Origin of the sequence: Streptomyces sp. NPDC046870 (assembly GCF_040704595.1) — a bacterium.
Classification (GTDB): domain Bacteria; phylum Actinomycetota; class Actinomycetes; order Streptomycetales; family Streptomycetaceae; genus Streptomyces; species Streptomyces argyrophylli.
In genome coordinates, this window is the sequence record NZ_JBEYXM010000010.1 from 95847 (window position 1) to 121986 (window position 26140).

Sequence of the window (26140 nt, forward strand, 5' to 3'; positions counted from 1 at the left end):
GGCGGTCTTCGACGCCTTCACCGGCTCAGCCCTTCCGGCGGCGGCAGGCCAGCCACACCACGACCGCACCCGCTGCCGCCAGCAGCACCTTGCGGTTGTCCCGCGCCAGCTGGGCCCCCCGGGCGGTCTTCTCCCGCACCGGCTCGGGCGCCTTCTCCTCCCACAGCTGACCGGCCTGGGCGGCCTTGGCCCGGGCCTGCTCGGCGGCCTGGGCGGCCTTGTCCTTGACCGGGTCGGGCAGGCGGTCCTGTGCCTGGTGGGCCAGGTCGGCGGCCTTCGCCTTCAGTTCCACGGCCTTGAGGGCGGCCTGCTCCTTCAGCTCGTCGGCCTTCGCGGCAGCCTGCTCCTTGACCTCGGCGGCCTTCGCGGCAGCCTGCTCCTTGACCTCGGCGGCCTTCTCCTGGGCGCGTGCCTTCACGTCGGTCTTCGCTGCGAGCGCCTCGACCGTGTCCCCGAGCTCGTGTCGGGTCTGTTCGACCTGCTCGCGCAGTTCCTCGGGGCTGGTGGCGGTGGGCTCGTCGTGCGGCGGCTGGGTCATCGGTGCGCACTCTCCTTGATCTCGGCCACGTCGGCCTTCACGTTCTCGACCGTCTGCTCGGGCGTGGGCGGCGCGGCCTGGTCGACCTGTTTCTTTCCACTCATGGCCAGCACCGCGGCGATCACACCCAGCACCGCTGTGACGATCAGCCCGGCTGCCCACACCGGCAGCGCCACGGCCAGCGCGGCGATCACGGTGGCGACCAGCGCCTGCGCCATCAGGAAGCCGACCACGCCGGCCCCGCCGAACAGCCCGCCACCCTTGCCGTAGCGCTTGCCCTTCTGTTTCATCTCCGCCTGCGCCAGGCGCAGTTCGCCGCGCACCAGCTCGGTCAGCTGCTGCGAGGCCCGCTGCACCAGCTCGCCCACCGGCTCCTGGTCCAGGCGGTCCACGCTCCGGCCGGACCCGGCGTGGTGCGGCTGCGTGCTCGACACGGCGGTCACCTCCCGTTCCTCTGCGTTCCTGCGGGCGGACCGCATGGGTCCGCCCGTCCTCTGGGCCCGGGAGTACCCCGAGCCGGCGAGTTCAGGGCAGGCTGTGTGAAGTGATCGCATCCCGAGACGGTCGCCGTGCCGCGGGGCCCGCACCGCTCGTGCGTGTGTTTGCTCGCAGGTGGTGGCGGCTACTCGAGCGGGTAAGCCTGCGTCGCAGCGAGGGACGGCGTCGACGGGACCGCGAAGAGACGGACAAGGGGTTGGTCGCGATGACCGTCGCGGCACAGCAGGGCGGCGGAGGCGGTTCCAGCGGCCTCTACGACGTACTGGAACTCATTCTCGACCGCGGGCTGGTGATCGACGCGTACGTGCGGGTCTCCCTGCTCGGGATCGAGATACTCAAGATCGAGGTGCGGGTCGTCGTCGCCAGCGTCGACACCTACCTCCGCTTCGCCGAGGCGTGCAACCGCCTCGACCTGGAAGCGGGGCCGGGCAAACCAGCCGGGCTCGCGGAGCTCACGCAGTCCGGCGGCCGCGGCAAGACCGAGCGGGCCCTGCCCGGTGCCCGGGAGTCCGGCGCCTTCCAGGGGGCCCGCGACGAGGGCCGGGAGCGTCAGCGCGACCGGGTCGCGCGCGGCAAGGGGGAATGACAGCGACTGGCCCGCCACAGGCGGCAGCACAGCGACCATCCCGGCAACAGGTCCCTCCGGTCCCTCCGGTCCCTCCGGCCGGCGACACCTGGGCGGGTTGCCACCGGTGCCCGATCACCAGCCGACCCGTGTGAAGGTCTGGTGTGCGGATGGCTCGCGGGTGCGGGTCTCGCACTTCCAGAGCATGGATCGGGCCGGCCGAAGCATCCGAAGAGGCATGGAGTGCTTGATTTACCAGGAGCGGACGGGCGAGTGCGAGCAGATCGACTGCCGGCAGGCGGACGCCGGGTGCGAGGTCACCCTGGACCGTCTGGCGGACTTGAAGCCGGATGAGTTCGCCTGGATCCGCATGCACGATCCGGGCCAGGAGGAGCTGCAGCGGCTGGGCGAGCACCTCAAGCTGCATCCGCTGGCCATCGAGGACGCGGTCCAGGCCCACCAGCGGCCGAAGCAGGAACGCTACGGCGACGTGCTGGCCGTAGCGGTGAAGACCTTGTGGTTCGTCGAGCGGACCGCGGACGTGGAAACCGGCGAAGTGATGGTCTTCCTCGGACCGTCCTTCGCGCTGACCGTGCGGCACGGGGCGGACGATCCCACCGCGGAGGCCGCGCGCCGCCTCGCACAGCAGCCGGACATGGCACGGCTCGGACCGGTCGCCGTCCTGCACGCGGTGACCGACGTGATCGTCGACGCGTACGCCGAGGCCGCCGCCCAGGTACGCACAGACCTGTCGGAACTGGAGCGGTGCGTCTTCTCCCCCGCACGGGACGACCTCACGGAACGGATCTACTCGCTCAAACGCGAGGTGGTGGAGTTCCGTGACGCCATCCAGCCGCTCGTCCCCGTCATGCAGCCCTTCACCAAGGCGGGGGACGACTGGCCACGGCAGGTCGTGCCGTACTTCCGTGACGTCGCCGACCACCTGACCCGCACCGACACCGAAGTCCGGGCGATGGACGACCTGCTCGCCTCCGTCCTGGACGCCCATCTCGCGAAGGTGGGCACCTGGCAGAACGACGACATGCGCCGCATCAGCGCCTGGGCGGCCATCTTCGCCGTTCCCACCATGGTCGCCGGGATCTACGGCATGAACTTCGCCCACATGCCCGAACTCGACTGGCGCTACGGCTACCCGTGCGCGCTCGCCGTGATGGCCCTCGGCGCCGGACTGCTGTACCGGGCCTTCCGCCGCAACGGATGGTTGTGACCGTGGCCCCGCTGCGTCGGCGTCGACCGGCTGGACGAGACTGTCGCCGGACGGGACGGTGGCCGGAGGACCGCCCCACATGGCGGGCCCGCACTCGCCTGCTTGCGGTGAACCGGCCCCGCTGGACGTCTGCCCGACCGGAAGAGACCCCGCTGGAACCCGGAGCCTTGGCCGTTCACGCGACGCCACCCGGGGTACACGAACCCGTGCGTCCCTGCGGCCATCCGGCAAGAGGAGGTTTCCGATGGACCTGGCGGAGCTGCTCGCGGATGCGATGCGCCGGCAGTGCCTGAGCTGTGAGGCGCTCGCCCATGCGGCCGGAATCCGCGTCCCGCGGATCAAAGCGTTCGTCGAAGACGGAGCCGCAGGGCCGATCCGCCCGACACCGGAAGAGCTCACGGAACTGGCCCAGGTGCTGTCGTTGCCGCTTCCCGACGTGCTGGCGGCGAGCCGGGGCCGTCGAGCCGTCGCCTATGCGGGTCAGCCCGTCTGACCCGTCTGACGGACCAGCCGGGCGTCGGAGCCGCGCAGTTGCCGTGCCGGGGCCGTCAACGGGCGCTGGCCGCCCATGGGATGGGGGACGAGACACGGTGCTGCGGAACGCCTCCCGGCACACCGAGTTGCTCTACACGGGGCGGTGTCCGGAGACGGTGCCGCCCGGGTCGTCGGCCAGGGCGATGCGGGCGGTGATGCGTTTGCCGACCGGCTCGCGCTGCGCCTCGAACCCCTGGACGACGGCCATGACGATCTCCATGCCGTGCTGGCCGACCCGGCCGACGTCCGCGGCCCGTGCGATCGGAAGGGTCGGGTCGGAGTCCCACACGGCGACCTCGACCATGTCACCGATGACGCGCAGGTCCAGCAGCACCGGCCCGGGGGCGTACTTGTGGGCGTTGGTGACCAGTTCGCTCACCACCAACTGGGTGAGGTCCATGGCACGCTTCGAGACGGGCAGGCCGTGCCCGGTCTGAACGCGAGCAAGGAAGCCGGCGGCCAGGTGACGGGCGTGCGCGATGTCCGTGCCGTCTCCGACCAGGGCCACGCTGGTCTGTATGACCGGCCTGTCCGGCACCGCACCGCCTGCCAGCACCGGGTCTGTCTCCATCACGGCTGCCATTCGCTCCCCGTTCATGTCTCCGTGCGTCTACCCGCGCACCTCGGGATCACGCCGGCCTCTTTTCTGTTGGATCGGCCACACGTCGACATCGCTCGTACCACGCCGGACGGCGCTGCGCCGGAGGTCGGAGTGTGCCAGGATCACCGGCATGTCTGAGGAAGAGATGACGGGTACCGAACACGCTGGACAGATCGGGCAGCTGTCGGTCGTGACCGCCGTCACCGACGGCATCCGCGTGCTGACCCTGGCGGGAGAGATCGACCACCACACCGGCGACACTCTGCGCCATGCCCTGGACGCCCCCGACGCTTCCCGCCCCCGTGTCGTCGTCGACATGCGCCAGGTCACCTTCATGGACTCCAGCGGCATCAACATCCTCATCGCCGCCCACCAAGCCCTCAGCGAGGCCGGCGGCTGGCTGCGCCTGGCCGCCGTCGGCGAATCCGTGATGCGCACCCTCACCATCCTCGGCGTCGACGCCGTCATCGACTGCCGCGAAACCCTCCGCGAAGCCCTCGCCGCCTGACCGCCGACCGGTGCGGCCATGCCCCGCCCGCGTCCTGGTTCCGGCTCACTTGACCCGGTCCGTACGGTGTTCGGGTGAAGGACATGGTCATCGACGAACTCCGCGCCGCGTATGACGCCCAACTCCGTGGTGTCACCCCTCCGGGCGGCGGCGCCCGCATCGAGAAGGACGGCCCCTTGACCCGGGTCGTCGGCCGGCACCGCGGCTTCGTCACGGGCCCACGTGACCTTGGTGTGTACGGGGCGGAACTCGACGCGCTCATAGCGCGGCAGCGTGACTTCTACGCTGCCCGTGGTGAGGCGGTCGAATGGAAGACCCGCGCCCATGATCTCCCCGCCGACCTCACCGACCGGCTCACGGCGGCCGGCTTCGTCGCCGAGGACAGCGAGACCGTGCTCGTCGGGCAGTCCGCGGATCTGGCCGCCGGTCCCGTGCTGCCCGACGGCGTGTCCCTCCGCCGTGTCACCTCCCGGCCGGACCTCCGGCGCGTCGCCGCAATGGAGAGCACCGTCTGGGGCGAGGACTGGAGTCGGCTCGCCGACGACCTGGCCGCCCGGATCGAGAACGCCCCGGAGAACACCGTCGTCCTCGTCGCCGAGGCACGCACCGAAGTCGTCTGTGCGGCCTGGCTGGTGTTCAACGACGGCGTCGACTTCGGCGGCCTCTGGGGCGGCTCCACGCTCAAGGAATGGCGCGGGCAGGGCATCTACCGGGCCATGGTCGCCCACCGGGCCCAACTCGCCGCGGCCCGGGGTGTCCCGTACGTCTACGTCGACGCCTCAGCCGACAGCGCCCCGATCCTCACCCGCCTCGGCCTGCACACGATCACCACGACGACACCGTACGTCTGGTCACCCTGAGCTCGGCCGGCCTTCGCCGGCTCCTGCGTGAGGGGCATCTCCCATGCACCGCCACGTACCGGGGGCCGTACGACGCATGCGCGACGAGGACTGAACGCGCACGCCTCGCGGTGCTGTTGACCCGCTCCTGCCGCACCGTGCGTCCTTGACCGCCTCCGGGCACCGCCAGGCTGACGCGGCCGCCTGGAATGCCGCCTTGCTCCCCCACCGCACCGTGCCGCACCCGAGACCACCCCGACTCGCCGGCGCGACGTGGGCTTACCCGGCGTAACATCCGGTGCGGTGATCACGCTGTTGGAAGGTGACAGGTCCGCTCGTCCGTTGCGGACTGTCCGGCCACGGGCGCCTGCTTCCACTCGTCGGAGTGCGAACTCCGCCCCTGCGTCCCGCGTCCGCCTTCGACCCAGCTCTCGCAGGAACGGAGTGCACTCAGACCTACCTGTCTTGTGGGAACTTGCGCCTCTTCTCGCCCGGGTCGCTCCTCTGACCGCCGCCACGGTTCACAGAAACAACACGTCCTTTTGATACCCACGAACGTCCGGTCCGCCGGACCCCGGCACGCCCGCACCGTGACCCACGGTCGGGTCCGCGGTGTCTATCTGCCGCGGCTCGCGGATGCCCTCGCCTCCTCCATGGCCACCTACGGCATTCCCCTGCTGGTACTGGGCGCGACCAAATCCTCGTCGCTGACCGGGATCGCCTTCGTCATGGCGTGGGCGCCGCGGCTGTGCACGTTCGCTCTGGCCGGCCTGGCCGTCGACCGTTTCGGGCCCACCCGGGTCTTCCGGCTGGCCGCCACGGCGCGGGCGCTCGTCACCGCTCTCGCGGTGCCCGCCCTGGCGACGGCGGACGACACCACCACCCCGGGGCTGGTCATGCTCCTGGCGGCGTGCGCGGGCTGCCTGACCCAGTTCAGCTTCATCGCGGCCGAGAGTGTCGGCGCGGTCGCCAGCCGGGACGCCGGCGACACCGCGCACCGCCTCCAGTCCGTGCTGCTGGGCATCGACCAGGCGGCGGCCCTCGCCGGTCCCGCGGCGGGCGGCCTCCTCCTTCAGTGGGCCGGCTTCAGCGGCATGCTCACGGCGATCAGTGGCCTGTCGGTGGTGTCGGCCGCCATCACCCCTGGCACGCACCGGCCGTCCGCCGAGGCAGGGGAGGCGACCGTACCGGCCGCCAGGGGATGGCGCACCGGCTGGGCCACCCTGCGTGCGCTGCCGGCGCTCACCTGGCTGGTGGTGGGGCTGGCACTGTCCAACCTGGCGCTCGGCCTGCTGGAGGCGGCGACCCCGGTGATCGTGGTGCAGCGACTCGGCCGGTCCAGCGCCCTGGTCGGGGTGGTGTGGTCCTGCGCGGCCGCGGCCTCGCTGCTCGCGGTCGCCACCAGCCGCGTCGCGATCGACCGGTGGGGGCTGCAGGTGGTGGGCCGCTGCGCCGCTCTCGTGACCGTGGTGCCGTGCTTCCTGATCGCGCACACGGGCTCCTACCTGACGTACCTGGTCCTCATCGCCGTCTTCATGGCAGGCGACAGCGTGCTGGCCGTCGTACTGCGCACTCTGCGATCCCACCTCATCCCCGCCGAGGTGTTCGGCAGCACGCTGTCCGTCACCGTGCTGATCCTGCTCGCGCCCTATCCCGTCGCCGGCATCCTCATGGCCCTCATCGACCCCGCCGCCCTGCACACGACGATCACCGTCTGCGCCGTCCTGCAATGCGTCGGCCTGGCCTGCGCCTTCACCCGCGGCACCCGCCCCCGGCCGCGCCACGCCAGGCATCGGAAATGAGCCCGGCCTCGATGTGCCGATGGGGCCGCGCGGGACGTGCGGGTGTTCCTCGGCACGGCGCGCCCCCGGCTGAGCAGACGCCGCCCATCGACGTGGCCGAGGTCAGGCCGCCGAACGGGAGGGCACCCGAGCCCCCTCAGGCGGCAAGTGCGCGGCGGGTGCTGGGGTAGCAGTCCATGATCTCGTCCAGGCCGACCATCTCGATGATGCGCAGGACCGATGCGACGGGACCGGCCAGACGCAGCCAGCCTCCGGCGCGCTGTGCGGCATGGTGGGCGGTGATGAAGGCGTTGATGCCGCTGGAGTCGATGAAGGTGACGGCGCTGAGGTTGATCACGGTGCGGGCCGTGGCCGCACCGTGGGGGAAGAGGAGGCTGTCGCTGAGGTCGTCCACGTTGTGGTGGTCGATGGCGCCGTGCAGCGTGACGACGCTGATGTCCTCGGTGGCGGCGGTCTGTTCGGGAAGGGGACGGGGTCGGGCCCCGGAGTGGGATGGCATGGTGCCTTCGGTGAGCTGTCGGGGGTGACGGGGCTACTGCCTGGTCCGGGCAGGATCGACCGGCTTCCGTCGAGGATAAGCGGCATCTGTCCGTGGCGTCTGCGATGCACCGATTCCGGTCGTCGATGCCCGCGTCGGTTCCGCGGTTCGCGGGGTCTGGCTCAGGAGGTTGCCGCTCTGCCGGGCGGTGGGCGGGGCCGGTTGACAGCTCGCCGAGATCGGCCTCGGGGCGTGGGTCGCCTCGTTCACGCATGGCGCGCAGGCCGTCGTACAGCGGGGACTGCCGGCGCTGGAAGGCGTTGGGCAGGTCTTCCCGAGCCTGCTCGCCGGTGGGGCTCGGTTCGCCCGTCAGGGAGGTCGGCGTGCAGTCCTGCGGCCGCTGTTGTGCTCCTGGTGCCCGATCGCGGCATCGGCCCAGGCCCGCAAGGGGTCGAGCTGTCCAGGGCACCCATGACCGGCTCCCCCGGAACGAGCGGCGCCTCGGCCTGGCGGGTGATGACCGCCTCGATCAGGGCGTGCTCGCGGTCGAAGTAGTGGTAGAGCTGCGACCCACTGATGCCGGCCGCCTTGCGTACGTCCTCGGCGCTGGTGCCGGCCACCCCTACGAGCACGCCCGAGGAGCAGCCACACGGGCCGTCGCCTGCCGACCCGGGCGGTCGACGGGCCGACTGGCACCCCAGCGCTTCTCTACGGCACGGACCGGATCGCGGAGATGTCGAACTGCAGTCGGACCTTCTCGCTCACCATGGCGCCGCCCGTCTTGAGGCGCTGGTTGTAGGCCAGACCCCATTCGGTGCGGTCGATGGTGGTGGTGCCGTCGAAGCCGGCTCGCTCGTAGCCGAACGGATCCAGGACCGATCCGAGGTAGTCGAGTTGCAGGTGGACGGGCCGGGTGGTGTCGCGGATGGTCAGGTCCCCGGTCATGCGGAAGCTCCCATCGCCTTCGTGGCTGGCGGAGGTGGAGCGGAAGGTCATTTCCGGGTAGCGACGCGCGTCGAAGAAGTCGGGACCGATGATGTGCGCGTCCCTCTGCTCCACGCCCGTGTCGACGCTGGCGACCCGGATGACGAGGTCGGCGCGCGACTCCGAGGGCCGGCTTCCGTCGAAGTACAACATGCTGTCGTAGTCGGTGAAAGCCCCCCGGACCGTGGTCACCATGGCATGCCTGACGGAGAATCCGATGCGGCTGTGGGCCCGGTCGATGGCCCACTGCCCGGTCAGCGCCTGAAACGCCGGGTCGAGCGCGACGCTCCGCGGTGCGGCCCCCGTGTCCGGGGCGCCCGTGCCGACAGGCGTCGTCGGGTCGATGACAGCGCTCTGGCGGCGACTGAAGATTCCCATGTGCGTGAGCCCTTTCCATCAGACCGCTCCGTGCTATCACGGCTTCGCCGGCACTACCCGGCCGGATGGGCGGTCTCGTCTGGTTTCCATGCGGTCCACTGCAAAGCTCTACAAGAACCGCATGATGTGGCGGTGCGCTGTCGGACGGGTGCCGCATCGGACCACCGCGAACGACGCGGAGGCGTCTGCCGGGCCGCAGTCCGCGTCTCGCGTGTCCCGGTGAGGCGCTACTTCGGCGGCGTGGGCGTGTCGTGGGTGTGGTACATCGCCTGTACGTCCAGCTCCAGTTGGACGGTCGGACCGACGACGGCGATTCCACGGGCCAGCATGGAGCGCCAGTTGAGCGTGAAGTCCTCCCGGTGGAGCTCCGCCTTTGCCAGAGCCGCGCAGCGCAGTTCCTGCTCGTAGCCTCCGTTGACCGTCCCGAGGTAGGTCGTGTCGAGTCCGACCGAACGGCTGGTGCCGTGCATGGTGAGCGTGCCGTGCAGGGTCCACTTGGAGCCGCCGCGGTAGGCGAACCGGGTGCTGGTGAAGTCGATGTACGGGAAGCGTTCGACGTCCAGGAAGTCGGCGGAACGCAGGTGATTGTCACGCGTGTTGTTGCCCGTGGAGATGCTGGAGGCGTCGATGCGCACCGAAACGTGCGAGTCGGCCATGTTCGGTGCGATACGGATGCCGCCCTCGAAACGGGTGAACCGGCCGTGGACATGGGCCATGCCCACGTGCTTGGCGATGAACCGGATCGCGGTGTGCGGAGGGTCGAACAGCCAGGTTCCGGCCGTCGGGAGTTCGAGCTGTCGGGCGGGCTCGAGCGCGACACGCCTCTGGGGCAGCGCCACCCCGGCGGCGATGTCCAGTTCCTCGCGGGCGGGCGACAGACCCTCGGCCACGGTCAGCACGCTGTAGGAGCCCGGTGACAGCGTCGCCATGAAGTACCCGTGGGGGTCCGTGGTGCCCCGCGCGGCCACCCGGTGGGTGTCGAGCGCGGTCACCGTGACCTCGGCTCCGCCCATGGGCTGCCCCGTGGGATCCACGACCACGAAGCCGAACGCCCCGGCATCGGGCGGCAGCGGGACCGAGAGGCTCGGCGCGGCACCGGAGGCGCCGCGGGAACGCCGGCGCTGGAGCAACCTGAGAGCCATCGAGTTCACCTTTCTCACATGCGTTACCGCCACACGGTCCGCTCAGCTGCTTGCGTTCGCGGTCGCCAAGAATCACCTGCGGCAGAGGGATGGACGCGAAGCGAACAGTTCCTTGGCGATCATAGAGCCGTCCGTGCACGGGATTCCGGCCACGGCATCGAGGCTGCTCAACGCCCTTCGGGTGGGTGCCAGGCCACCTATCAGCTCTCCGACCGGCCATATCGCGGTGGCTCGGCTTCATCTGTTTGCGGCAACGCTGTGGTGAAGGGCACAGAAGGGGACCGGTATGTTCACAGGCAGTCTGCGGTTTCACCACGGACCCCACACGGGCGGGATGGGCAACCGGCCCTTCGGTGCTCCCCCTGAGGGTGGTCGGCCATCCCGGGGGCGGGGGCAGGCCCGGCGGTGCGGTTACGCGGTGAGGCGGGCGGCGAGGAGAGCGACGTCGTCGTGGAAGGCGCCCTGACGCTCGGCGAGGAGGGCCTCGCACAGCTCGGGCAGCGGGTCGGCGGCATGCCGGGCGGCGGCGGCAGCGGCTTGACGCATGCCGTCGTCGATCGAGTGGCCGCGCTCCTCGACCAGGCCGTCCGTGTGCAGGAGCACGGTGGCGCCCGCGGACAGCGGGCACTCGTGGTCCGGGCGGGACGCACCGGGCTCGACCCCCAGCGGCAGACCGACCTCTTCCGGCAGGTGCCGGCACCGGTCCGGAGTGGCGACGAGGGGTGGCAGGTGGCCGGCGCTGGACCAGCGCATGATCCGGCCTCCGGCCGGCGCGGGTTCCAGACGGGCGATGACGACGGTGGCGAGCGGACCTCCGTGCAGCTGGTGCAGGGCGTCGTCGAGGCGGTGCAGAACGCGGCTGGGCGGCTCCTGCTGATCGAAGGCGATCACGCGGAGCATGTTGCTGATCTGGCTCATCACGGTGGCGGCCTCCAGGCCGTGGCCCATGACGTCGCCGACCATGAGGCAGGGCACCTGGCCGGGCAGGTTGATCAGGTCGTACCAGTCGCCGCCGATGCGGGGGACCTCGGTGGAGGGCTGGTAGCGGGCCTCCAGTTCGAGTCCCGGCAGCGTGGGCAGGTCGGGCAGCAGACGGCGCTGGAACTCCTCGGTGGCCTGCCGCAGCCTCTCGTAGAGGCGGGCGTTCTCGATCGCGACGCCTGCCGCGCTCGCCAGCGCCGTGACGAGGTCCTCGTCCTCGCCGGTGAAGACGCCGGCTTCCTTGTCGGCGATGTAGAGGTTGCCGTAGACGGTGTCGCGCACCCTGATCGGCACCGCCAGCAGCGTGGTCATGAGGGGGTGGTCCTCGGGGAAGCCGGCTGCCTGCGGGTGGCCGGCCAGATCGTCCACACGCAGGGGCTCGGGGTGGCGGACCACCTCGCCGAGCAGTCCGGTGCCGTGCGGAAGCGGGGGGCCGCCCTCGCCGCGGAACTGGTCGGCGCCGAAGCCGGAAGTGATCAGATCCGTGAACTCCCCCTCCTCCCCGAGGACCCCGATGGCCGCGTAGCGAGCGTCGACCAAGCCCCGGGCCGCCTCCGCGATGGTGTGCAGCACCACTGTCAGATCGAGCGCGCTGCTGATCGACAGCACGGCGTCCAGCAGGGAGCGCATCCGCCCATGCGCATGGGCCAGCTGCCGCAGGCTCTGCTGGAGGTGGTTCAGATCATCGCCGCCGGCACCCGGCGGGGGTTTGCGGCTGTGTGCGTCACGATCGCCCGAATCCCTGGTCACGGCCACCCCACCTCCTTTCCTGACCCCTGCGCCCAGGCATCGGGTACCCGCGATGCCCGGCGGCTGATCGCGGACCCCGGCCTCCGCACCGGCGAACTCGGCACCTGGCCATCCAGGGTGGAGGGAAAAGGGTCAGGTTTGCAGGTGGGAAGACGATGGGGAGCGCGGTGCCGGCCGGGGCGGCGGAGGGTGGGGTCTCCTTCACCCGGGCACCCGGCGAAGCGGGCTGCCCCGGCACACCTGTCTCCGTCCCGCTGCCGTGGACGGAAGGAGCCGTACAGCGCCGGGAACTCCCGACCGCTTCCGCTGCTTCTACAGTCCTGTAGATTCAACCTGGAACGTCATCGTCTCACCGAGGAGGAGAGCAGTGGGAGTTTCCCTGTCCAAGGGTGGCAACGTCTCGCTCAGCAAGGAGGCGCCGGGCCTGACCGCCGTCCTGGTCGGACTGGGCTGGGACGTGCGGACCACCACCGGTGCCGACTACGACCTGGACGCCTCGGCCCTGCTGCTCGACGCATCCGGCAAGGTGCTCTCCGACCGGCACTTCGTCTTCTACAACAACCTGACCAGCCCGGACGGGTCCGTCGAGCACACCGGCGACAACCTGACGGGTGAGGGCGAGGGCGACGACGAGACCGTCAAGGTGAACCTCGCCGCCGTACCCGCCGAGGTCGACAAGATCATCTTCCCGGTGTCCATCCACGATGCCGAGAGCCGCGGCCAGAGCTTCGGCCAGGTCCGCAACGCGTTCATCCGTGTCGTCAACCAGGCCGACGGCGCGGAGATCGCCCGCTACGACCTCTCCGAGGACGCCTCCACCGAGACGGCGATGGTCTTCGGCGAGCTGTACCGGAACGGTGCCGAGTGGAAGTTCCGTGCCGTCGGGCAGGGATACGCCTCCGGGCTCGCCGGCATCGCCGCCGATTTCGGCGTCAACGTCTGACGGGCGGGCCCTCCGTGTTCGGACTGAGCGAACTCGCGATCATCCTGATCGTCGTCATAGCCGTCCTGGCCGCCAAGAGGCTGCCCGAACTGGTCCGGTCGGCGGGCAAGTCGGCGCGCATCCTCAAGGCCGAGGCCAAGGCGATGAACGACGGACAGCCGACGGCGCAACCGCGCGTGATCCGAGGAGAGACCATCACCCGCCCGGACGCCTCCGCGGTTCCCGACGCGGACCACCGGCCGGCCGCGCCCCCGGACGACGGGGAGCCGCAGCGGCGCTGAAGCGATGGGCAGGCGGTCGGCACCTGACGGGTGACCGCCTGCCCACCCTCGCGCACCGGCACGGGGGAATACGCACATGGGCATGAGGTGAAGCACGTTACCTGCCGAGGATCCGCTCCATGCCATTACCGCGCCGAACAGGACACAGACGCGCCATGAACATCCGGCCGCCGCTCCGATAGCATGTTCGAACTCGCGCCGACCGCCCCTCCCACGACACAGGAATCCATGCCCCAGCGCGAAAAGTGACCCTGTTTAACTACCCACCAAATCGGCCAGACAGTTGACAACTAGAACATCGCGGAAGTTTCCCCGAATAAACGGGATAACGACACCCGCCGCGTGGCGTCAACCACGCGCGATACTGTGGGCCACGGCTGGTGTGGCGGCACTCGGATTCCTCATCGCCCTGGAGATCTTCGCGCGTCGCTGCGCCGGCATACCGGGGCCGCTGACCGAACAGGCGAAAGAGACGATATTCCCGCCCAAACCGGGACCGCTGTACGCCGGTCTGGCCCTGACGATGGTGGTGCTCACCTGGCGGCAACGGTTCGTCGCGGCCGGTGCCGCGATCGGCATCGACGTCGTCTTCGTACTGGTGCGACGGGCGGTCGACGCCAAGGTGGCCGACGGTCATTTCTTCGGCAACGGCGCCTTGTGGGTGATGTTGGGCTGCGCGGTCATCGCCGTCACGCGCCGCAGCGGCCGGGAGCGTGTGCTGCTGCTGAAGGGCGCCGGGCTGGGCCTGCTGCTGGCGATCGGTCGCAAGACGGGTGACATCTGGCTGCTCATCACCGCGAAGACCCGCCCGGCCGTACTCGATCAGTACGTGGCAACCGCCGATCAGGCGCTGGGCAACCCCTCGTGGCTGCTGGGCCGGATACTCCAGGCCACCGACCCGATCGGCACGCACGTTCTCGGCCTCGTCTACGCCCAGCTCGCGGTGGCCGCGGTCGTCGTCGCGCTGTACCAGTTGCGCAACGTCGGGGTCGAAGGCCGCTTCCCGCGCCACCATCTGGTGCGCACCTTCCTGGTGATCGGCCTCCTCGGGCCGGGCATCTACATGCTCTTCCCGGTGGTCGGACCCGTCTTCGCCTACGGCCCGGGCGCCTCCGGCACCGGCGGCGTGCACTGGGCGGTGGCCAACCTGTGGCCCCACACGCCACCGCCCGTCACGGTCCCGCACCCGATGTCCTACGACCAGATCACCCCTCGTAACTGCATGCCCAGCCTGCACACGGCGTGGGCCACCGCGATCTTCATCCACACCCGCAAGGGTCCTCGGGTCCTGCGGTACGGGGGCACGTTCTGGCTGATCGCCACGCTCGGCGCGACGCTGGGCTTCGGCTACCACTACGGCTCGGACCTCATCGCCGGTGTGGTGTTCGCGCTCACGATCGAGGTGGCCCTGCGCTCGCTCGACCGTGGCTGGGAACGGTCAGGCGTCCAGCTTGTCGCTCACGGGACGACGGTCTTCGCCGTGCTCCTGGTGTCCTACCGTTATCTGCCGACGGAGATGGCCGGACATCCTTGGCTGTTCGGACCGCTTCTCCTTCTGGCGATGGCGTCAGTGATCCACCGTTACGTACGCATCACCGAACTCTGGGAACCGAAGGCCGCTCCGGCACCACAGCCGGACCCACGACCCGAGCTGGTCTGACATACCGATCCAACCGGTTCCGGTCGTATTCAGACGGGTGGCCCCGCCGACCGCGTCCACGCAACAAGGCGGCGGGCCGCCTGCCGGGCCGGGCTGGACGCCTGCCAAGCCGGCGCCCGCATGGATGTGCATTTCCAGGAGCGCGGAGTAGGCGGTGCGCGCGTTCGCCGAGCGGGTGGGGGGCCGGATCACCCACTGGACGGACGGCTCCTGGGCCGGGGAGGAAAGCCGCGTCCGGCGGGCGCACGGCGCCGAGGGCGGCGCCTGCCAGGAGGTCGGACGGGCGTCAGGCGCCGGCGCCCGCGATCTGTGCGTGGGGCCCGGGCGGGTGGCTCTCGGAGGAGCCGCGCAGCAGAGGTGCTCGGCGTCGGGGGGCCGTGTCACCGCGGGCGGCCTCGTAGACCTGGCCGATGTGCAGCAGGTCGGGTTCGGCCAGGTGGTTGCCGATGAGTTGCATGCCGATGGGCAGGCCCTGGTGGTCCTCCCCGATCGGCAGGGACAGGGCGGGGAGGCCGGTGATGTTGGCCGGTGAGGTGAGCCGGAGGAGGCTGTCGGTGATGTCCTCCGTGTATCCGTCGTTCCATCGCATCACGGTCTGCGAACGCAGAGGCGCCGTGGAGGCGACGGTGGGTGTGGCGAGAACGTCGATGGTGGTGAAGAGTTCGCGCCATGCCTCCCTGATGAGGCTGCGGCTTCGCTGCGCTCTCAGATAGGTGTCGGCTGTGATCATCCGTCCGGCCTCCAGGAGGGTCCGCAGACCGTCGCCGAAGAGCTCCGGGTGGTGACGCAGGTGGTCATCGTGCGCCGCCGCCGCCTCGGGGGCGACATGGCCCCACAGCGTGGGGATCATGTACGTGGTGAGCGGCACGGTCACGTCGACCGCGGTCGCTCCGAGTTCGACGAGCCGGGCCGTCGCCCGGTGCACCGCGTCCGCCACGTGTGTCTCCACGTGGTCGAAGAAGTAGTTGGCGGGGACACCGACTCTCACGCCCCGTAGGTCTTCGGAGCCCTTGCCGAGCTGGGGCGGATGCGGGGAGACGACGCTCGCCGGATCCCGCGGATCCTGACCGGCGATGGCGTGGAGGACCAGGGCCGCGTCCTGGACGCTCCGGGTGAGGGGGCCGACGTGGTCCATGGACCAGGACAGGGGGGCCACGCCGAAGCGGGAGACCACCCCGTAGGTGGGTTTGAGGCCCACGAGCCCGTTGAACGACGCGGGGACGCGGATGGAGCCGGCGGTGTCGGTGCCCAGGGCGAAGGTGGCGGAGCCGACCGCCACGGCGGCGGCCGACCCGCCGCTGGAGCCGCCGGCGATCCTGTCGCCCGCCCAGGGATTGGCGGTCTGGGGGGTGACGAGGCCGTAGGCGAACTCGTGCATCTCGGTCTTCCCGACCAGGATCGCGCCGGCCGCGGTCAGCCGGTCCATGACCGCGCTGTTCTCGGCGGGGACCCGCTCGGCCCACAGTGCGGAGCTGGCCGTGGTCAGGACGCCGGACGCGTCGATGTTGTCCTTCAGCGCGAAGGGGACGCCGTGCAGCGGGCCCAGGGAGCGCCCCGCCATCACGTCCCGCTCCGCCTGGGCCGCCCTTGCCCGGGCGACCTCGGCCGTGCGGGTCACGAAGGCGTTGAGGGTGTCTTCGGTGTCCGCCGCCCGTTGCAGGACGGACTCGGTCAGTTCGACCGGGGAGAGCTCCCTGGCGGCGATGGCCCTGGCCGCGGCGGCGGCGGTGAGTTCACAGGGCCGCGTCACCGGAGTCCCCCGGTGGCACCGCGGCCGGTGACGGTGAAGACGGGGGCCGGTGCGGTTCCGGTGAGGTCCAGTGCGTCCAGGGTCCTGATGATCCCCGTGATGCGGGCCGCCAGTTCCGCGGCCCGGTGCTGCGGGAAGTCCGCCTCAGGCTGGTCGCCGGAGGACGTTCCTGGGGCGCTGCGCGAGGGCGACGGCATGGGTGGGTCCTCTCGGGACGTCGCGCGACGGGCGTCGCTGCCGGGCGGCTGGGCGGCTGGGCGGCTGGGGAAAGCCCGACGCCCCTGCTGACGGGGGATGGACTCACAGGGACGTCGGGCGGTCTCGGAGGCGCCGGCCGGCAGCGGTGCCGCCGGCCGGCTCAGGGGTGCTACACGTCGAGGGTGACGTCGTACGACTCGAGCCAGGCGTTGAGCGACAGGGGCACCTCGAGGTCGATCCGGGTGATCTGCGTGCTCTCGGCGCTGACCGGCCGGGTCAGTCGGTCCTTGACCCGGCCCAGGTCCAGCAGCGGCAGGATGGGAGCGTCGCCGCTGGAGAGGACTTCGGCGAACCGGTCGCGCAGCTTCTTCTCGTAGCCGGAGTCCTGAGTGCTGGGGTAGGGCGCCTTGACGCGTTCGGCGATGGACTGCGGGAGCACGTCGCGCGTGGCGGCGCGCAGCAGGCTCTTCTCGCGTCCGTCGAACTTCTTCATCGACCAGGGGGCGTTGAAGACGTATTCGACGAGCCGGTGGTCGCAGAAGGGAACCCGGACTTCGAGGCCCACGGCCATGCTCATGCGGTCCTTGCGGTCCAGGAGCGTGTTCACGAAGCGTGTGAGGTTGAGGTAGGACAGCTCCCTCATCCGCTTCTCCAGTCCGCTTTCCCCGGGCAGTACGGGGGTTTCGGCGATGGCGGTGTGGTAGCTGTCGCTGCGGCGGCCCGGGATGTCCAGCCGGGTGAGGAGGGAGGTGTCGAAGAGGGGGGTGCCGTCGTAGAACGGTCCGGGTGTGCTGGTGAGCCAGGGGAAGGTTTCGGCGGTGAGGACCTCGGGGTCGTGGAACCAGCTGTAGCCGCCGAAGAGCTCGTCCGCCGATTCCCCCGAGAGCGCGACGGTGGAGCGCTGGCGCACGGCCTGGAAGAGCAGGTAGAGGGAGGGCCACAGGTCGCCGTACCAGACGGGCGGCAGGTCGGTGGCGGCCAGGACGGCGGCCCGCACGGCGGGGTCGCTGAGGTCGTCGCTGTCGAGGAGGATCTCCTTGTGGTCGGCCTTGACCAGTTCGGCCAGGTCGCGCACGAAGGGGGCGTCCGGGGTGCTGCGCAGCGGGTCGGGGACGAAGTTCTCCGCGGCGCCGACGAAGTCGACGGAGAAGGACCGTACGGGTCCGGCCCCCTGGTCCTTGAGTGCCTTGGCGGCCAGGGCGGTGACCGCCGAGGAGTCCAGGCCCCCGGACAGCAGGCTGCACAGCGGAACGTCGGAGATGAGCTGCCGGGAGACGATGTCCTCGAGCAGTTCGCGCACCGTGCGGATGGTCTGGTCCAGGGAGTCCGTGTGCTCCTTGGCTTCCAGCGCCCAGTAGCGGTGCTTGGTCAGTCCCTGCCGGCCCACGCGGACGAGGTGTCCGGGACGGACCTCGAACATGCCGGTGAAGATGGCGTGTTCGGGGGTCTTGACCATGTCGAGTATCTCGCTGAGGCCGTCGGCGTTGACGCGGCGGGGTACGTCGGGGTTGGCCAGGATCGCCTTGGGCTCGGAGCCGAAGAGGACACCGTGGGGGGTGGGGAAGTAGTAGAGCGGCTTGACGCCCATGCGGTCGCGGACCAGGAGCAGCTCCTCGCGGCGGGTGTCCCAGATGGCGAAGGCGAACATGCCGTTGAGCTTGGTCACGAAGTCCACGCCCCACTGCAGGTAGGCACGCAGGACCACTTCGGTGTCGCTCTGGGTCAGGAAGCGGTGACCGCGGGAGACGAGGTCGGAGCGCAGTTCCCGGTAGTTGTAGATCTCCCCGCTGAAGGTCAGGACGGCCAGGACGCGGCCGTCGTCCTCGGCGAGCATGGGCTGCTTGCCGCCTTCGAGGTCGATCACGGACAGCCGGCGGTGGCCGATGGCGGCGTGACGGTCCGTCCACAGGCCGCTGGCGTCGGGGCCGCGGCAGGCCATGGTCTGGGTCATCGCGTCTGCCGTCGCACGTTCGCGGGTCAGATCACGTTCGAAGTCCACCCATCCGGCGATTCCGCACATGTGTGGTGTCCTCTCGTTGGTGTGTTGGGGACCGGAGGTCTGCGACCGGGCGCCCGGACCGTTCGCGGTGCGGCAAGGTCCGGGCGTGCCAGGTCTTCGCGAGGGCCGGGGCGGGTCAGGCGTTGTCCGGCCAGGTCAGGCGTCGGGCGTAGTGGACCCACACGGCGATGACCATGAGGACGGCCGTCGTGCCGCCCAGGGTCATGACCGTCGAGGGCGAGCTGGCGTCGACGACGATTCCGCCGGTCAGGGCGCCGAGGGAGATCGTGGCCTGGAACGACGCGGTGAACATGACGGAAGCGGCTTCGGGGGTGTCGGGACTCGCCTTGGTGAACCACGTCTGGGAGGAGACGGGCACCGCCCCGTAGGCCACGCCCCAGACGATCAGGAGGGCGACCGCTCCGGCCTTCCACTGGCCCAGAACGGGCAGGAGCAGGGTGGCGGCGGCGATCAGGCCGGCGGCGGTGCCGAAGGTGGCCCGCGGGTGGCGTGCGACCAGGGAGCCGCCCAGGAAGTTGCCGAGGATGCCCGCCGCGCCGTAGATCAGCAGGAAGACGGTGATGAGCCCGGAGCCCGCGTCGGTGACCTGCTCGAGGAACGGTGTGACGTAGGTGTACGTGCCGAAGTGCGCCAGCACGACCAGTACGGTCAGGAGCAGGGCGAAGCGGGTGGCGACGCTGTTGAGCATGCCCCGCAGGACGCCCAGGCGGGTGGTCTGGTGCGGCGGCAGTGGCGGCGTGACGATCAGCAGCATGATCAGTACGCCGACGGTGAGGCCGCCCATGGCGATGAACGCGGTACGCCATCCGGCCAGGTCGCCGATGAACGTGCCGGCCGGTACCCCGAGTACGGAACCCAGGGGCACCGCGGAGAAGATCACCGCTGTGGCCCGGCCGACGGATTCGGCGGGGACCAGGCGTTCGGCCAGTGAGGCGCCGATGGACCAGAAGCCGCCGATGACGATGCCGACGATGACGCGGGAGACCAGGACCAGCCAGTAGTCGGGGGCTGCCGCCGCCAGGAAGTTCGCCGCGGCGAGCAGGACCATGAAGGCGCACAGCATCAGGCGGCGGTCGATCCGCGCGGTGGCGACGGTGACGACGGGTGCGGCGATCGCCGCGAGGAAGCCGGGCATGGTCATCATCAGTCCGGCCATGCCGTCGGAGATGGTGAAGCTCGCACCGATCTTCGTGAGAAGTCCGATGGGGAGGATTTCCGTGGTGACGATGGAGAAGATGCCCAGCATCACCGCGACGACGGCCAGCCATCCGATCACCGGGGAGCGGTGCGGTGAATCGGCCCCGCCAGGATCGCGCGTGGTGGCGGTGGTGGATGCAGCCATGAATTCCGTCCTGTGATGTGTGTGCTGTTGCCTGATCAGTTCAGCAGGCGGAGCGGGGCTGGGGCTGGCAGATCTGCGACATGAGCGCCGTTCCGAAGGGTGGCGTCGGAAATCCGCTCATGGGCGTTTCCGCGGTCGTCGCAGGTCACCGGTTTGATGCGGGGGCTCTACGGCGGAGATCCGACGCCGCGCGGTTCATGCGCGACTTGGGCAAGTTCCTTCCGCGACGCACGCGCATTGCCGTGCATATGTGCGCTCTGGGCGTACTCATGTGCGACTTCGGCAAGATTGCGTTGACCGGTGCGGAGAGCCGGATGAGGGTGGGCTCCATGCCGATATCCGTGGCTCTAATTTTCCCTTCAATAGTTGCTGGATTGGACATCTCAGCAGCCCGTGAGGTTTTCGGCGTCGACCGTTCGGATCTGGTCGACCCGTGGTACGAATTCGCCGGCTGGGCCCCGGACGACGCCCGGAACTGCGATGCCTGCCGTGTGGAGCGGCTGTGGAGCACAGATCAGCTGCCGAAGGCGCACACCATCGTGGTGCCGGCCTGGCCGGACGTGCACGAGGAACCGCCGGCCGCCCTCGTCCGGGCGCTGCGGACCGCACATGGCGCGGGATCCCGTGTCGTCGCCGCGTCGACGGGGGTGTTCGTGCTCGCGGCGGCCGGGCTGCTGGACGGCCGCCGGGCGAGTGTGCACTGGGCGCACGCCGACGCTCTGACCGCCCGCTACCCGCGGGTCGAGCCCGACCCGGCTGCGCGGTACCTGGACGACGGCGACCTGCTCACGTCCGTGGGCGGCGCCGCCAGTCTCGAGCTCTTCCTGCACATGGTCGGCCTCGATCACGGCAGCGCCGTCGCGAAGGCGCTGGCCCGCCGCCTGTTCGCTCCTTTCGCCGACCCGGACGCCGACGCCCCCGCGGTCGTCGAGCACGAGAGGGACGAGGTCCTCGCGCAGATCCTGCCGTGGGTCTCGGAGCGACTGGAGCACGAGCTGACCGTGGACGACATGGCCGAGCAGGCCCGTGTCAGCCGTCGCACGCTGACTCGCCACTTCCGCTCGCACACCGGCATGGCGCCGTTGCAGTGGGTCCTGTCGCAGCGTGTGCACCGGGCCCAGCGTCTGCTGGAGACGACGGCCATGAGCGTCGAGCAGATCGCGACGCAGTGCGGGATGGGAACCGGGGCGACCCTGCGCCGGCACTTCAACCGGACCACGGGCCTGTCGCCGGACGCCTATCGTCGTTGGTTCCGCGCCAAGGGGGCGGGCAGCCCGCCCAGCCGGGCCTGAGCGCGCCGGGGCGGCCCCGAGGTGCCGCGTGACGCGTGCCGTGCGTCGTCGGCGGCCGGCGCTGCCCCGCCCGCCGTTCACCGAGGAAAGGGAAGCGTGTGACGAACCACCCGGCTCCGGCGTTACCGGACGCCTTCTACCACGACCTGGGACGCGGCCGTTTCGAGAGCAGTACGGCCACGGCCGGCCCGTGGAGCCCGAAATGGCAGCACGGCGGTCCACCGTCGGCGCTGCTGGGCCGCGCCATGGAGGAGCACGAACCGCGTGAGGGCTTCCACATCGCCCGCGTGACCGTGGAACTGCCGCGCCCCGTTCCCGTGGCGGACCTGCGGGTCTCGGTGCGGACCGTCCACGCGGGCCGGCGCGTCGAGCTGCTGGAAGGGGAGATCAGCTCGGACGCCGGTCCGGTGATGCTGGCCAGGGCCTGGCGGGTGGCTGCCAGCCCGGCCGACACGCCCGCACTGCGACCCCATCCGCCCGCGCCCGCGCTGCCCGGCGCCCAGACCCCGCACACCATGGCGGGGGCGCATCTCGACGGCTACATCGCGGCCATGGAGTGGCGCTTCGAGGCGGGCGGCGGTTTCGACGTGCCAGGGCCGGGGGTGGCGTGGGCGCGTCAGCGGATCCCGCTGGTGGCGGGGGCCGCGGACACCGCGCTCACCCGCGCGCTGACGTTGGCGGACAGCAGCTGGGCCGTCGCGTTCGAGCTGGACCACCACCGCCGGCTCGTCATCAACACGGACGTGACCCTCGCGCTGCACCGGCCGCCGGCCGGGGCGTGGCTGTGCGTGCGCTCGGCCACGGCGGCCAGCCCCGGCGGGTCGGGGCTTGCGGTCGGGCAGTTGTACGACGAGAGCGGCGAGTGCGGCCAGGTGACGCAGACACTGCTGGTCAATGAGCGGTGAACGCGGGGCGGCCCGTGCCGTGCGCACGGGCCGCCCCACCCACCGCCGGCGGCTTTCGCCCGGCGTCCTAGCCGGGCCAGGAGACCAGCAGCTTGCGCGGGCCGCGGAAGGAGACGTTCGCGGGGAAGTCGAAGTCCTGGTCCTCGACGACCTGCATGCCGGGGGCGCGCCGCGCCAGGAGGTCGAGGGCGATGCGGGCCTCCATACGGGCCAGGGCGGCGCCGATGCAGTAGTGGATGCCCTGGCCGAAGGCGAGGTGCTTGCGGGAGTCCGCGCGGTGGATGTCGAAGGCCTCGGGCTCGGCGAAGTGGGCGGGGTCGCGGTTGGCCGCGCCCAGCAGCAGCAGGATCTTCGCCTGCGCGGGGATCTCGACGCCGCCGACCGTGACGGCCTCGGTGGTGATGCGCCGCCAGGCCGGGATGCTGCTGTCGTAGCGGAGCACTTCCTCGACCGCCTTGGGGATGAGCGAGCGGTCGGCGCACAGCTCCTCCCACTGGGTGCGGTTGGCCAGCAGCCGGCGCACGGCGTTCCCGGTGAAGCTGGTGGTCGTCTCGTGCCCGGCGAAGCTGAGGCCGTAGGCGACGTTGGTGATGTCCGCGATCGAGAGGCTCTCGGGATCCTCCCGGTGGATCCGGACGAGGTCGCTCGTGAAGTCGTCGACGGGGTCGGCCGCGCGCTTGGCGACGAACTCCTCGCAGTAACGCCAGTAGTTGACCATGTTGTTGGCGATGTCGCGCTGTTCGGCGGGGGTCGGCTTGCCCCAGCTGAAGGCGATGCGGTTACCGCACCACGACTTGAGCATGTCCATGTCCTCATCGGGGAATCCGATGAAGGTGAAGATCATGTAGGCGGGCAGCGGGTAGGTCAGCGCCGGGACGAGGTCCACGATCCCGGGCCGGATCTCGTCGACCAGTTCCGTCGCCTTGGCCCACACCTTGGGCTCCAGGACCGAGATCCGCCGGGCGGAGAACGCCTTCTGGTTGTGCCGGCGAATGCGGGTGTGGCGCGGAGGGTCGCAGTCCGACATGACCGGATAGGCATGGAATCCGGCCTTGACGATGCTCTGGGCCTCCTGCGTCAGGGGAAACACCGGGCGCTGCCCGACGGCGGCGGAGAAGACGCGCGGGTTCATCAACGCGCTTTGGATGTCCTCGTACCCGGTTATCACCCACATGTCTATCGCCGGCGCGTAGAAGGCGGGTCCTTCTTCACGCACGGCGGACAATATCGGGTAAGGGTCCTCGACGTAGGCGTCACCCAGCGGGTTGAAGCTGTGGTTTACCGGGCATGCCGTCATGTCCGTCATAACGAAACTCCCAGGGCTCGGCGGCCTTCAGTCTCGCCCGTCGCCGACCGTTTTGAAAACCGGAAAATTCTGGGCATCAAGCGGGGTTTTTTATGTCTGAGCGAATAAGCCTGCGGCAGCTGGACTATTTCGTCGCGGCAGCCGAAGCCGGAACGCTGACCGGCGCGGCGGAACTGCTGTACGTGTCGCCCTCGGCGGTGTCCGCCGGTATCGGCGAGCTCGAGCACCGGGTAGGGGTGCAGCTGCTGCTGCGGGCCAGGGCCAAAGGGCTCACCCTGACGGCCGCCGGACGCCTCTTCCTGCCCCAGGCCAAGGCCCTGCTGGCGAGCAGCGAGCAACTGCGCGCCAGCGTGCAGGAGGTGGGGCGTCGTCCGACCGGGCACCTGGTGACCGGTTGCTTCACGACGCTGGCCCCGTTCCTGGTGCCGTGGCTGCTGGCGGAGTTCCCCTTCGCCCACCCCGGCGTGACCCTGGACTTCGTCGAGGGCTCCGCGACCACGTTGCAGCGCCTGCTCCGGGACGGGCGCTGCGAGGTGGCGCTGCTGTACGGAGTGGACGTGGACGACGGCATCACGTTCGACAGGCTGCACTCCGTCGAGCCGCACGTCCTCCTGCCGCAGCACCATCCGCTGGCGGACCAGGACAGCGTGCGTCTTTCCGATCTGGCCGGCCTCGACATGGTGATGCTCGACGTGCCGCCCAGCCGCCGCTACTTCAGCGATCTGCTCACGCGGGCGGGGATCGCTCCGGTGGTACGCCACAGCACGTCCAGCTTCGAGGTGGTCCGCGGCCTCGTGGCGCGGGGCGCCGGCTACTCCCTGCTCATCCAGCGCCCCGCCCTGAACGTCAGCTACGAGGGCCGGGCCGTGCAGGTGTGCCGGATCGCCGACGAGGTGCCGCCCCTCGATGTGGGACTGGCGCGTCTGGAGGGCGCGCACGTGACCCAACGGGCGGCGGCGTTCGCGTCGTTCTGCCGTGCCGGTGTCTCGCGGGCGCCGTGGGCGGGGGCCGCGGCGCCGCACGAGGCGCCTCGAGGTTGATGTCGTAAACGTGCCAGCCCTCTTGGGGGCGGAGACTCAGGATGGGCCCATGCATGAGAATGCGGAACACTGCGTCCGGGCAGTGCAGTCCAAGGACGCGCGGTTCGACGGCTGGTTCTTCACGGCGGTGCTGACCACGAAGATCTACTGCCGGCCCAGCTGCCCGGTGGTCCCGCCCAAGCCCCGGAACATGGTCTTCTATCCCAGCGCGGCAGCCGCCCAGCAGGCAGGGTTCCGGGCCTGCAAGCGCTGCCGTCCCGACGCCACGCCGGGGTCGCCCGAATGGAACGTGCGGGCCAGTCTCGCCGCGCGCGCGATGCGGCTGATCAAGGACGGCGTCGTGGACCGGGAGGGCGTGCCCGGCCTCGCGGCCCGTCTGGGGTATTCGACGCGCCAGGTGGAGCGGCAGTTGCAGGCGGAGGTCGGAGCCGGGCCCGCGGCCCTGGCGCGTGCCCAGCGCGCCCAGGCCGCTCGTCTGCTGATCGAGACCAGCACGCTGCCGATGGCGGAGGTGGCGTTCGCGTCAGGCTTCGCGTCCATCCGCACGTTCAACGACACGGTGCAGAGCGTGTTCGGCATGACGCCCTCCGAACTCCGCCGTCGCGGCCGTCCCTCGGCCACCGCGGGTGCGGTGGCACTGCGTCTGCCGTTCCGTTCCCCGTTGTGCCCCGACAGCTTGTTCGGGCATCTGGCCGTCACGGGCGTGCCGGGGGTGGAGGAATGGCGTGCCGGCGCGTACCGCCGCACGCTGCGGCTGCCTCATGGGCACGGCATCGCCGAACTGAGGCCGACGGGGGCGCCGTACATCCAGTGCACGCTGCATCTGTCCGACCTGCGCGACCTGACCATCGCCATCAACAGGTGCCGGCGCCTGCTGGACCTCGACGCCGATCCGGTGGCCTACGGTGAAGCGCTGCACGACGACGACGTGCTCGCCCCGCTGGTCCGCAAGAGCCCGGGCCGGCGCATCCCGCAGACGGTCGACGGTGCGGAGTTCGCGATCCGCGCCATGCTGGGGCAGCAGGTGTCCACGGCCGCCGCCCGCACACACGCCGCGCGTCTGGTGCGCGCTCACGGCGATCCGGTGGTGGACGCGACGGGCGGTCTGACGCATCTGTTCCCCTCCCCCGCGGCCCTGTCGGCCCTCGACCCGGCCGTCCTGGCCCTGCCGCGCACACGCAGGGACGCCGTGCTCGCCATGGTCGGCGCGCTGGCGTCGGGGCGCCTCGACCTCGGCGCGGGCAGCGACTGGCAGGAGGCACGTGCCAGGCTCGGCGCGCTGCCCGGTGTGGGGCCGTGGACGGTGGAGACGATCGCCCTGCGCGCCTTGGGGGATCCCGACGCCTTCCCCGCCACGGACCTCGGCGTCAAGCTGGCCGCCGCCGCCCTGGGGCTGCCGGGCACACCGGCCGCGCTGCTGCGCCGCGCCCGGCTGTGGCAGCCCTGGCGCGGCTATGCCGTGCAGTACCTGTGGGCCACGGGAGATCACCCTGTGAACGAGATGCCCGCCCGCGACATCACCTCGCCGCCCCCCTCGGCGCTCCGCGCACGCAACGCGTGACGGCCGGCGCGGGGCC

At 70.7% G+C, this 26140-nt stretch carries 25 protein-coding genes; 13 read left to right on the forward strand and 12 right to left on the reverse strand.

Annotation, left to right across the window (positions count from 1 at the left end; genetic code table 11):
- Positions 1–25: 25 nt before the first annotated feature.
- Positions 26–538 carry a DUF3618 domain-containing protein gene (locus tag AB0946_RS22455; RefSeq protein ID WP_366762404.1) on the reverse strand — a complete coding sequence of 171 codons (513 nt, stop codon included), beginning with the start codon at positions 536–538 and terminating at the stop codon, positions 26–28.
- Positions 535–906, reverse strand: coding sequence for a phage holin family protein (locus AB0946_RS22460; protein WP_366762554.1), 372 nt, complete (start codon positions 904–906; stop codon positions 535–537). Before AB0946_RS22460 ends, AB0946_RS22455 begins: the two co-directional genes overlap by 4 nt.
- A gap of 335 nt (positions 907–1241) precedes the next feature.
- Between AB0946_RS22460 and gvpJ the strand changes: the two genes are divergently transcribed.
- The 3 genes from gvpJ to AB0946_RS22475 all read left to right on the forward strand — a co-directional run bounded on the left by gvpJ (position 1242) and on the right by AB0946_RS22475 (position 3322).
- On the forward strand, positions 1242–1622 hold the full coding sequence (gene gvpJ, locus AB0946_RS22465) for a gas vesicle protein GvpJ (protein WP_366762405.1): 381 nt from the start codon (positions 1242–1244) through the stop codon (positions 1620–1622).
- Between the two features lie 217 nt (positions 1623–1839).
- Positions 1840–2829: a magnesium and cobalt transport protein CorA gene (locus AB0946_RS22470; RefSeq protein ID WP_366762406.1), complete on the forward strand. Its 990-nt coding sequence runs from the start codon at positions 1840–1842 to the stop codon at positions 2827–2829.
- A 244-nt stretch (positions 2830–3073) separates the two neighbouring features.
- A complete protein-coding gene (locus tag AB0946_RS22475) occupies positions 3074–3322 on the forward strand; it encodes an XRE family transcriptional regulator (protein WP_366762407.1) in 249 nt (82 codons plus the stop codon).
- A gap of 132 nt (positions 3323–3454) precedes the next feature.
- Here AB0946_RS22475 and AB0946_RS22480 read toward each other — a convergent pair whose 3' ends face one another.
- A complete protein-coding gene (locus tag AB0946_RS22480) occupies positions 3455–3934 on the reverse strand; it encodes an ATP-binding protein (protein WP_366762555.1) in 480 nt (159 codons plus the stop codon).
- Positions 3935–4094: 160 nt separating this feature from the next.
- Between AB0946_RS22480 and AB0946_RS22485 the strand changes: the two genes are divergently transcribed.
- From AB0946_RS22485 to AB0946_RS22495, 3 genes are all read left to right on the forward strand, one after another.
- Positions 4095–4472 carry an STAS domain-containing protein gene (locus AB0946_RS22485; RefSeq protein ID WP_366762408.1) on the forward strand — a complete coding sequence of 126 codons (378 nt, stop codon included), beginning with the start codon at positions 4095–4097 and terminating at the stop codon, positions 4470–4472.
- A gap of 74 nt (positions 4473–4546) precedes the next feature.
- A complete protein-coding gene (locus AB0946_RS22490; RefSeq protein ID WP_366762409.1) occupies positions 4547–5332 on the forward strand; it encodes a GNAT family N-acetyltransferase in 786 nt (261 codons plus the stop codon).
- A gap of 569 nt (positions 5333–5901) precedes the next feature.
- Positions 5902–7113, forward strand: a complete 1212-nt coding sequence (locus AB0946_RS22495) for an MFS transporter (RefSeq protein WP_366762410.1) — start codon at positions 5902–5904, stop codon at positions 7111–7113.
- 136 nt (positions 7114–7249) lie between these two features.
- Here AB0946_RS22495 and AB0946_RS22500 read toward each other — a convergent pair whose 3' ends face one another.
- The 4 genes from AB0946_RS22500 to AB0946_RS22515 form a co-directional block, all read right to left on the reverse strand.
- On the reverse strand, positions 7250–7612 hold the full coding sequence (locus tag AB0946_RS22500) for an STAS domain-containing protein (protein ID WP_366762411.1): 363 nt from the start codon (positions 7610–7612) through the stop codon (positions 7250–7252).
- A gap of 687 nt (positions 7613–8299) precedes the next feature.
- A complete protein-coding gene (locus AB0946_RS22505) occupies positions 8300–8953 on the reverse strand; it encodes a YceI family protein (RefSeq protein WP_366762412.1) in 654 nt (217 codons plus the stop codon).
- Between the two features lie 227 nt (positions 8954–9180).
- The gene (locus AB0946_RS22510; protein WP_366762413.1) at positions 9181–10095 is read right to left on the reverse strand and encodes a YceI family protein; all 915 of its coding nucleotides are present in this window, start codon (positions 10093–10095) and stop codon (positions 9181–9183) included.
- A 411-nt stretch (positions 10096–10506) separates the two neighbouring features.
- Complete coding sequence (locus AB0946_RS22515) at positions 10507–11826, reverse strand: GAF domain-containing SpoIIE family protein phosphatase (protein WP_366762414.1); 1320 nt, start codon at positions 11824–11826, stop codon at positions 10507–10509.
- A 367-nt stretch (positions 11827–12193) separates the two neighbouring features.
- On the opposite strand from AB0946_RS22515, the gene AB0946_RS22520 reads away from it, so the two are divergent.
- From AB0946_RS22520 to AB0946_RS22530, 3 genes are all read left to right on the forward strand, one after another.
- Positions 12194–12769 carry a TerD family protein gene (locus AB0946_RS22520; RefSeq protein WP_366762415.1) on the forward strand — a complete coding sequence of 192 codons (576 nt, stop codon included), beginning with the start codon at positions 12194–12196 and terminating at the stop codon, positions 12767–12769.
- A gap of 14 nt (positions 12770–12783) precedes the next feature.
- Positions 12784–13050, forward strand: a complete 267-nt coding sequence (locus AB0946_RS22525; protein WP_366762416.1) for a twin-arginine translocase TatA/TatE family subunit — start codon at positions 12784–12786, stop codon at positions 13048–13050.
- A 361-nt stretch (positions 13051–13411) separates the two neighbouring features.
- Positions 13412–14710, forward strand: a complete 1299-nt coding sequence (locus AB0946_RS22530; protein WP_366762556.1) for a phosphatase PAP2 family protein — start codon at positions 13412–13414, stop codon at positions 14708–14710.
- Positions 14711–14996: 286 nt separating this feature from the next.
- On the opposite strand, the gene AB0946_RS22535 is transcribed toward AB0946_RS22530, so the two are convergent.
- From AB0946_RS22535 to AB0946_RS22550, 4 genes are all read right to left on the reverse strand, one after another.
- On the reverse strand, positions 14997–16460 hold the full coding sequence (locus AB0946_RS22535; RefSeq protein WP_366762417.1) for an amidase: 1464 nt from the start codon (positions 16458–16460) through the stop codon (positions 14997–14999).
- Positions 16457–16657, reverse strand: coding sequence for a hypothetical protein (locus tag AB0946_RS22540; RefSeq protein ID WP_366762418.1), 201 nt, complete (start codon positions 16655–16657; stop codon positions 16457–16459). Before AB0946_RS22540 ends, AB0946_RS22535 begins: the two co-directional genes overlap by 4 nt.
- 170 nt (positions 16658–16827) lie before the next feature.
- Positions 16828–18678 carry an asparagine synthase (glutamine-hydrolyzing) gene (gene asnB / locus AB0946_RS22545; RefSeq protein ID WP_366762419.1) on the reverse strand — a complete coding sequence of 617 codons (1851 nt, stop codon included), beginning with the start codon at positions 18676–18678 and terminating at the stop codon, positions 16828–16830.
- Positions 18679–18793: 115 nt separating this feature from the next.
- The gene (locus tag AB0946_RS22550; RefSeq protein WP_366762420.1) at positions 18794–20020 is read right to left on the reverse strand and encodes an MFS transporter; all 1227 of its coding nucleotides are present in this window, start codon (positions 20018–20020) and stop codon (positions 18794–18796) included.
- 374 nt (positions 20021–20394) lie between these two features.
- Between AB0946_RS22550 and AB0946_RS22555 the strand changes: the two genes are divergently transcribed.
- Both AB0946_RS22555 and AB0946_RS22560 read left to right on the forward strand, forming a co-directional pair.
- The gene (locus tag AB0946_RS22555) at positions 20395–21312 is read left to right on the forward strand and encodes a helix-turn-helix domain-containing protein (protein WP_366762421.1); all 918 of its coding nucleotides are present in this window, start codon (positions 20395–20397) and stop codon (positions 21310–21312) included.
- 98 nt (positions 21313–21410) lie between these two features.
- Complete coding sequence (locus AB0946_RS22560; protein ID WP_366762422.1) at positions 21411–22217, forward strand: thioesterase family protein; 807 nt, start codon at positions 21411–21413, stop codon at positions 22215–22217.
- A 67-nt stretch (positions 22218–22284) separates the two neighbouring features.
- On the opposite strand, the gene AB0946_RS22565 is transcribed toward AB0946_RS22560, so the two are convergent.
- The gene (locus tag AB0946_RS22565; protein ID WP_366762423.1) at positions 22285–23433 is read right to left on the reverse strand and encodes a cytochrome P450; all 1149 of its coding nucleotides are present in this window, start codon (positions 23431–23433) and stop codon (positions 22285–22287) included.
- Positions 23434–23615: 182 nt separating this feature from the next.
- Here AB0946_RS22565 and AB0946_RS22570 point away from each other — a divergent pair, with 182 nt between their 5' ends.
- Together AB0946_RS22570 and AB0946_RS22575 are read left to right on the forward strand one after the other, a co-directional pair.
- Positions 23616–24563 carry a LysR family transcriptional regulator gene (locus AB0946_RS22570; protein ID WP_366762424.1) on the forward strand — a complete coding sequence of 316 codons (948 nt, stop codon included), beginning with the start codon at positions 23616–23618 and terminating at the stop codon, positions 24561–24563.
- A gap of 49 nt (positions 24564–24612) precedes the next feature.
- Positions 24613–26124 (forward strand): AlkA N-terminal domain-containing protein, encoded by a 1512-nt coding sequence (locus AB0946_RS22575; protein ID WP_366762425.1) that lies wholly within the window; start codon positions 24613–24615, stop codon positions 26122–26124.
- Positions 26125–26140: the final 16 nt, after the last annotated feature.

Bases quoted from the DNA above. Each gene is read 5' to 3' on its own strand.
- AB0946_RS22455 (WP_366762404.1), bottom strand. From the start codon at position 538: ATGACCCAGCCGCCGCACGACGAGCCCACCGCCACCAGCCCCGAGGAA.
- gvpJ (WP_366762405.1), top strand. From the start codon at position 1,242: ATGACCGTCGCGGCACAGCAGGGCGGCGGAGGCGGTTCCAGCGGCCTC.
- AB0946_RS22470 (WP_366762406.1), top strand. From the start codon at position 1,840: ATGGAGTGCTTGATTTACCAGGAGCGGACGGGCGAGTGCGAGCAGATC.
- AB0946_RS22475 (WP_366762407.1), top strand. From the start codon at position 3,074: ATGGACCTGGCGGAGCTGCTCGCGGATGCGATGCGCCGGCAGTGCCTG.
- AB0946_RS22480 (WP_366762555.1), bottom strand. From the start codon at position 3,934: ATGGAGACAGACCCGGTGCTGGCAGGCGGTGCGGTGCCGGACAGGCCG.
- AB0946_RS22485 (WP_366762408.1), top strand. From the start codon at position 4,095: ATGTCTGAGGAAGAGATGACGGGTACCGAACACGCTGGACAGATCGGG.
- AB0946_RS22500 (WP_366762411.1), bottom strand. From the start codon at position 7,612: ATGCCATCCCACTCCGGGGCCCGACCCCGTCCCCTTCCCGAACAGACC.
- AB0946_RS22505 (WP_366762412.1), bottom strand. From the start codon at position 8,953: ATGGGAATCTTCAGTCGCCGCCAGAGCGCTGTCATCGACCCGACGACG.
- AB0946_RS22510 (WP_366762413.1), bottom strand. From the start codon at position 10,095: ATGGCTCTCAGGTTGCTCCAGCGCCGGCGTTCCCGCGGCGCCTCCGGT.
- AB0946_RS22540 (WP_366762418.1), bottom strand. From the start codon at position 16,657: ATGCCGTCGCCCTCGCGCAGCGCCCCAGGAACGTCCTCCGGCGACCAG.
- asnB (WP_366762419.1), bottom strand. From the start codon at position 18,678: ATGTGCGGAATCGCCGGATGGGTGGACTTCGAACGTGATCTGACCCGC.
- AB0946_RS22550 (WP_366762420.1), bottom strand. From the start codon at position 20,020: ATGGCTGCATCCACCACCGCCACCACGCGCGATCCTGGCGGGGCCGAT.
- AB0946_RS22570 (WP_366762424.1), top strand. From the start codon at position 23,616: ATGTCTGAGCGAATAAGCCTGCGGCAGCTGGACTATTTCGTCGCGGCA.
- AB0946_RS22575 (WP_366762425.1), top strand. From the start codon at position 24,613: ATGCATGAGAATGCGGAACACTGCGTCCGGGCAGTGCAGTCCAAGGAC.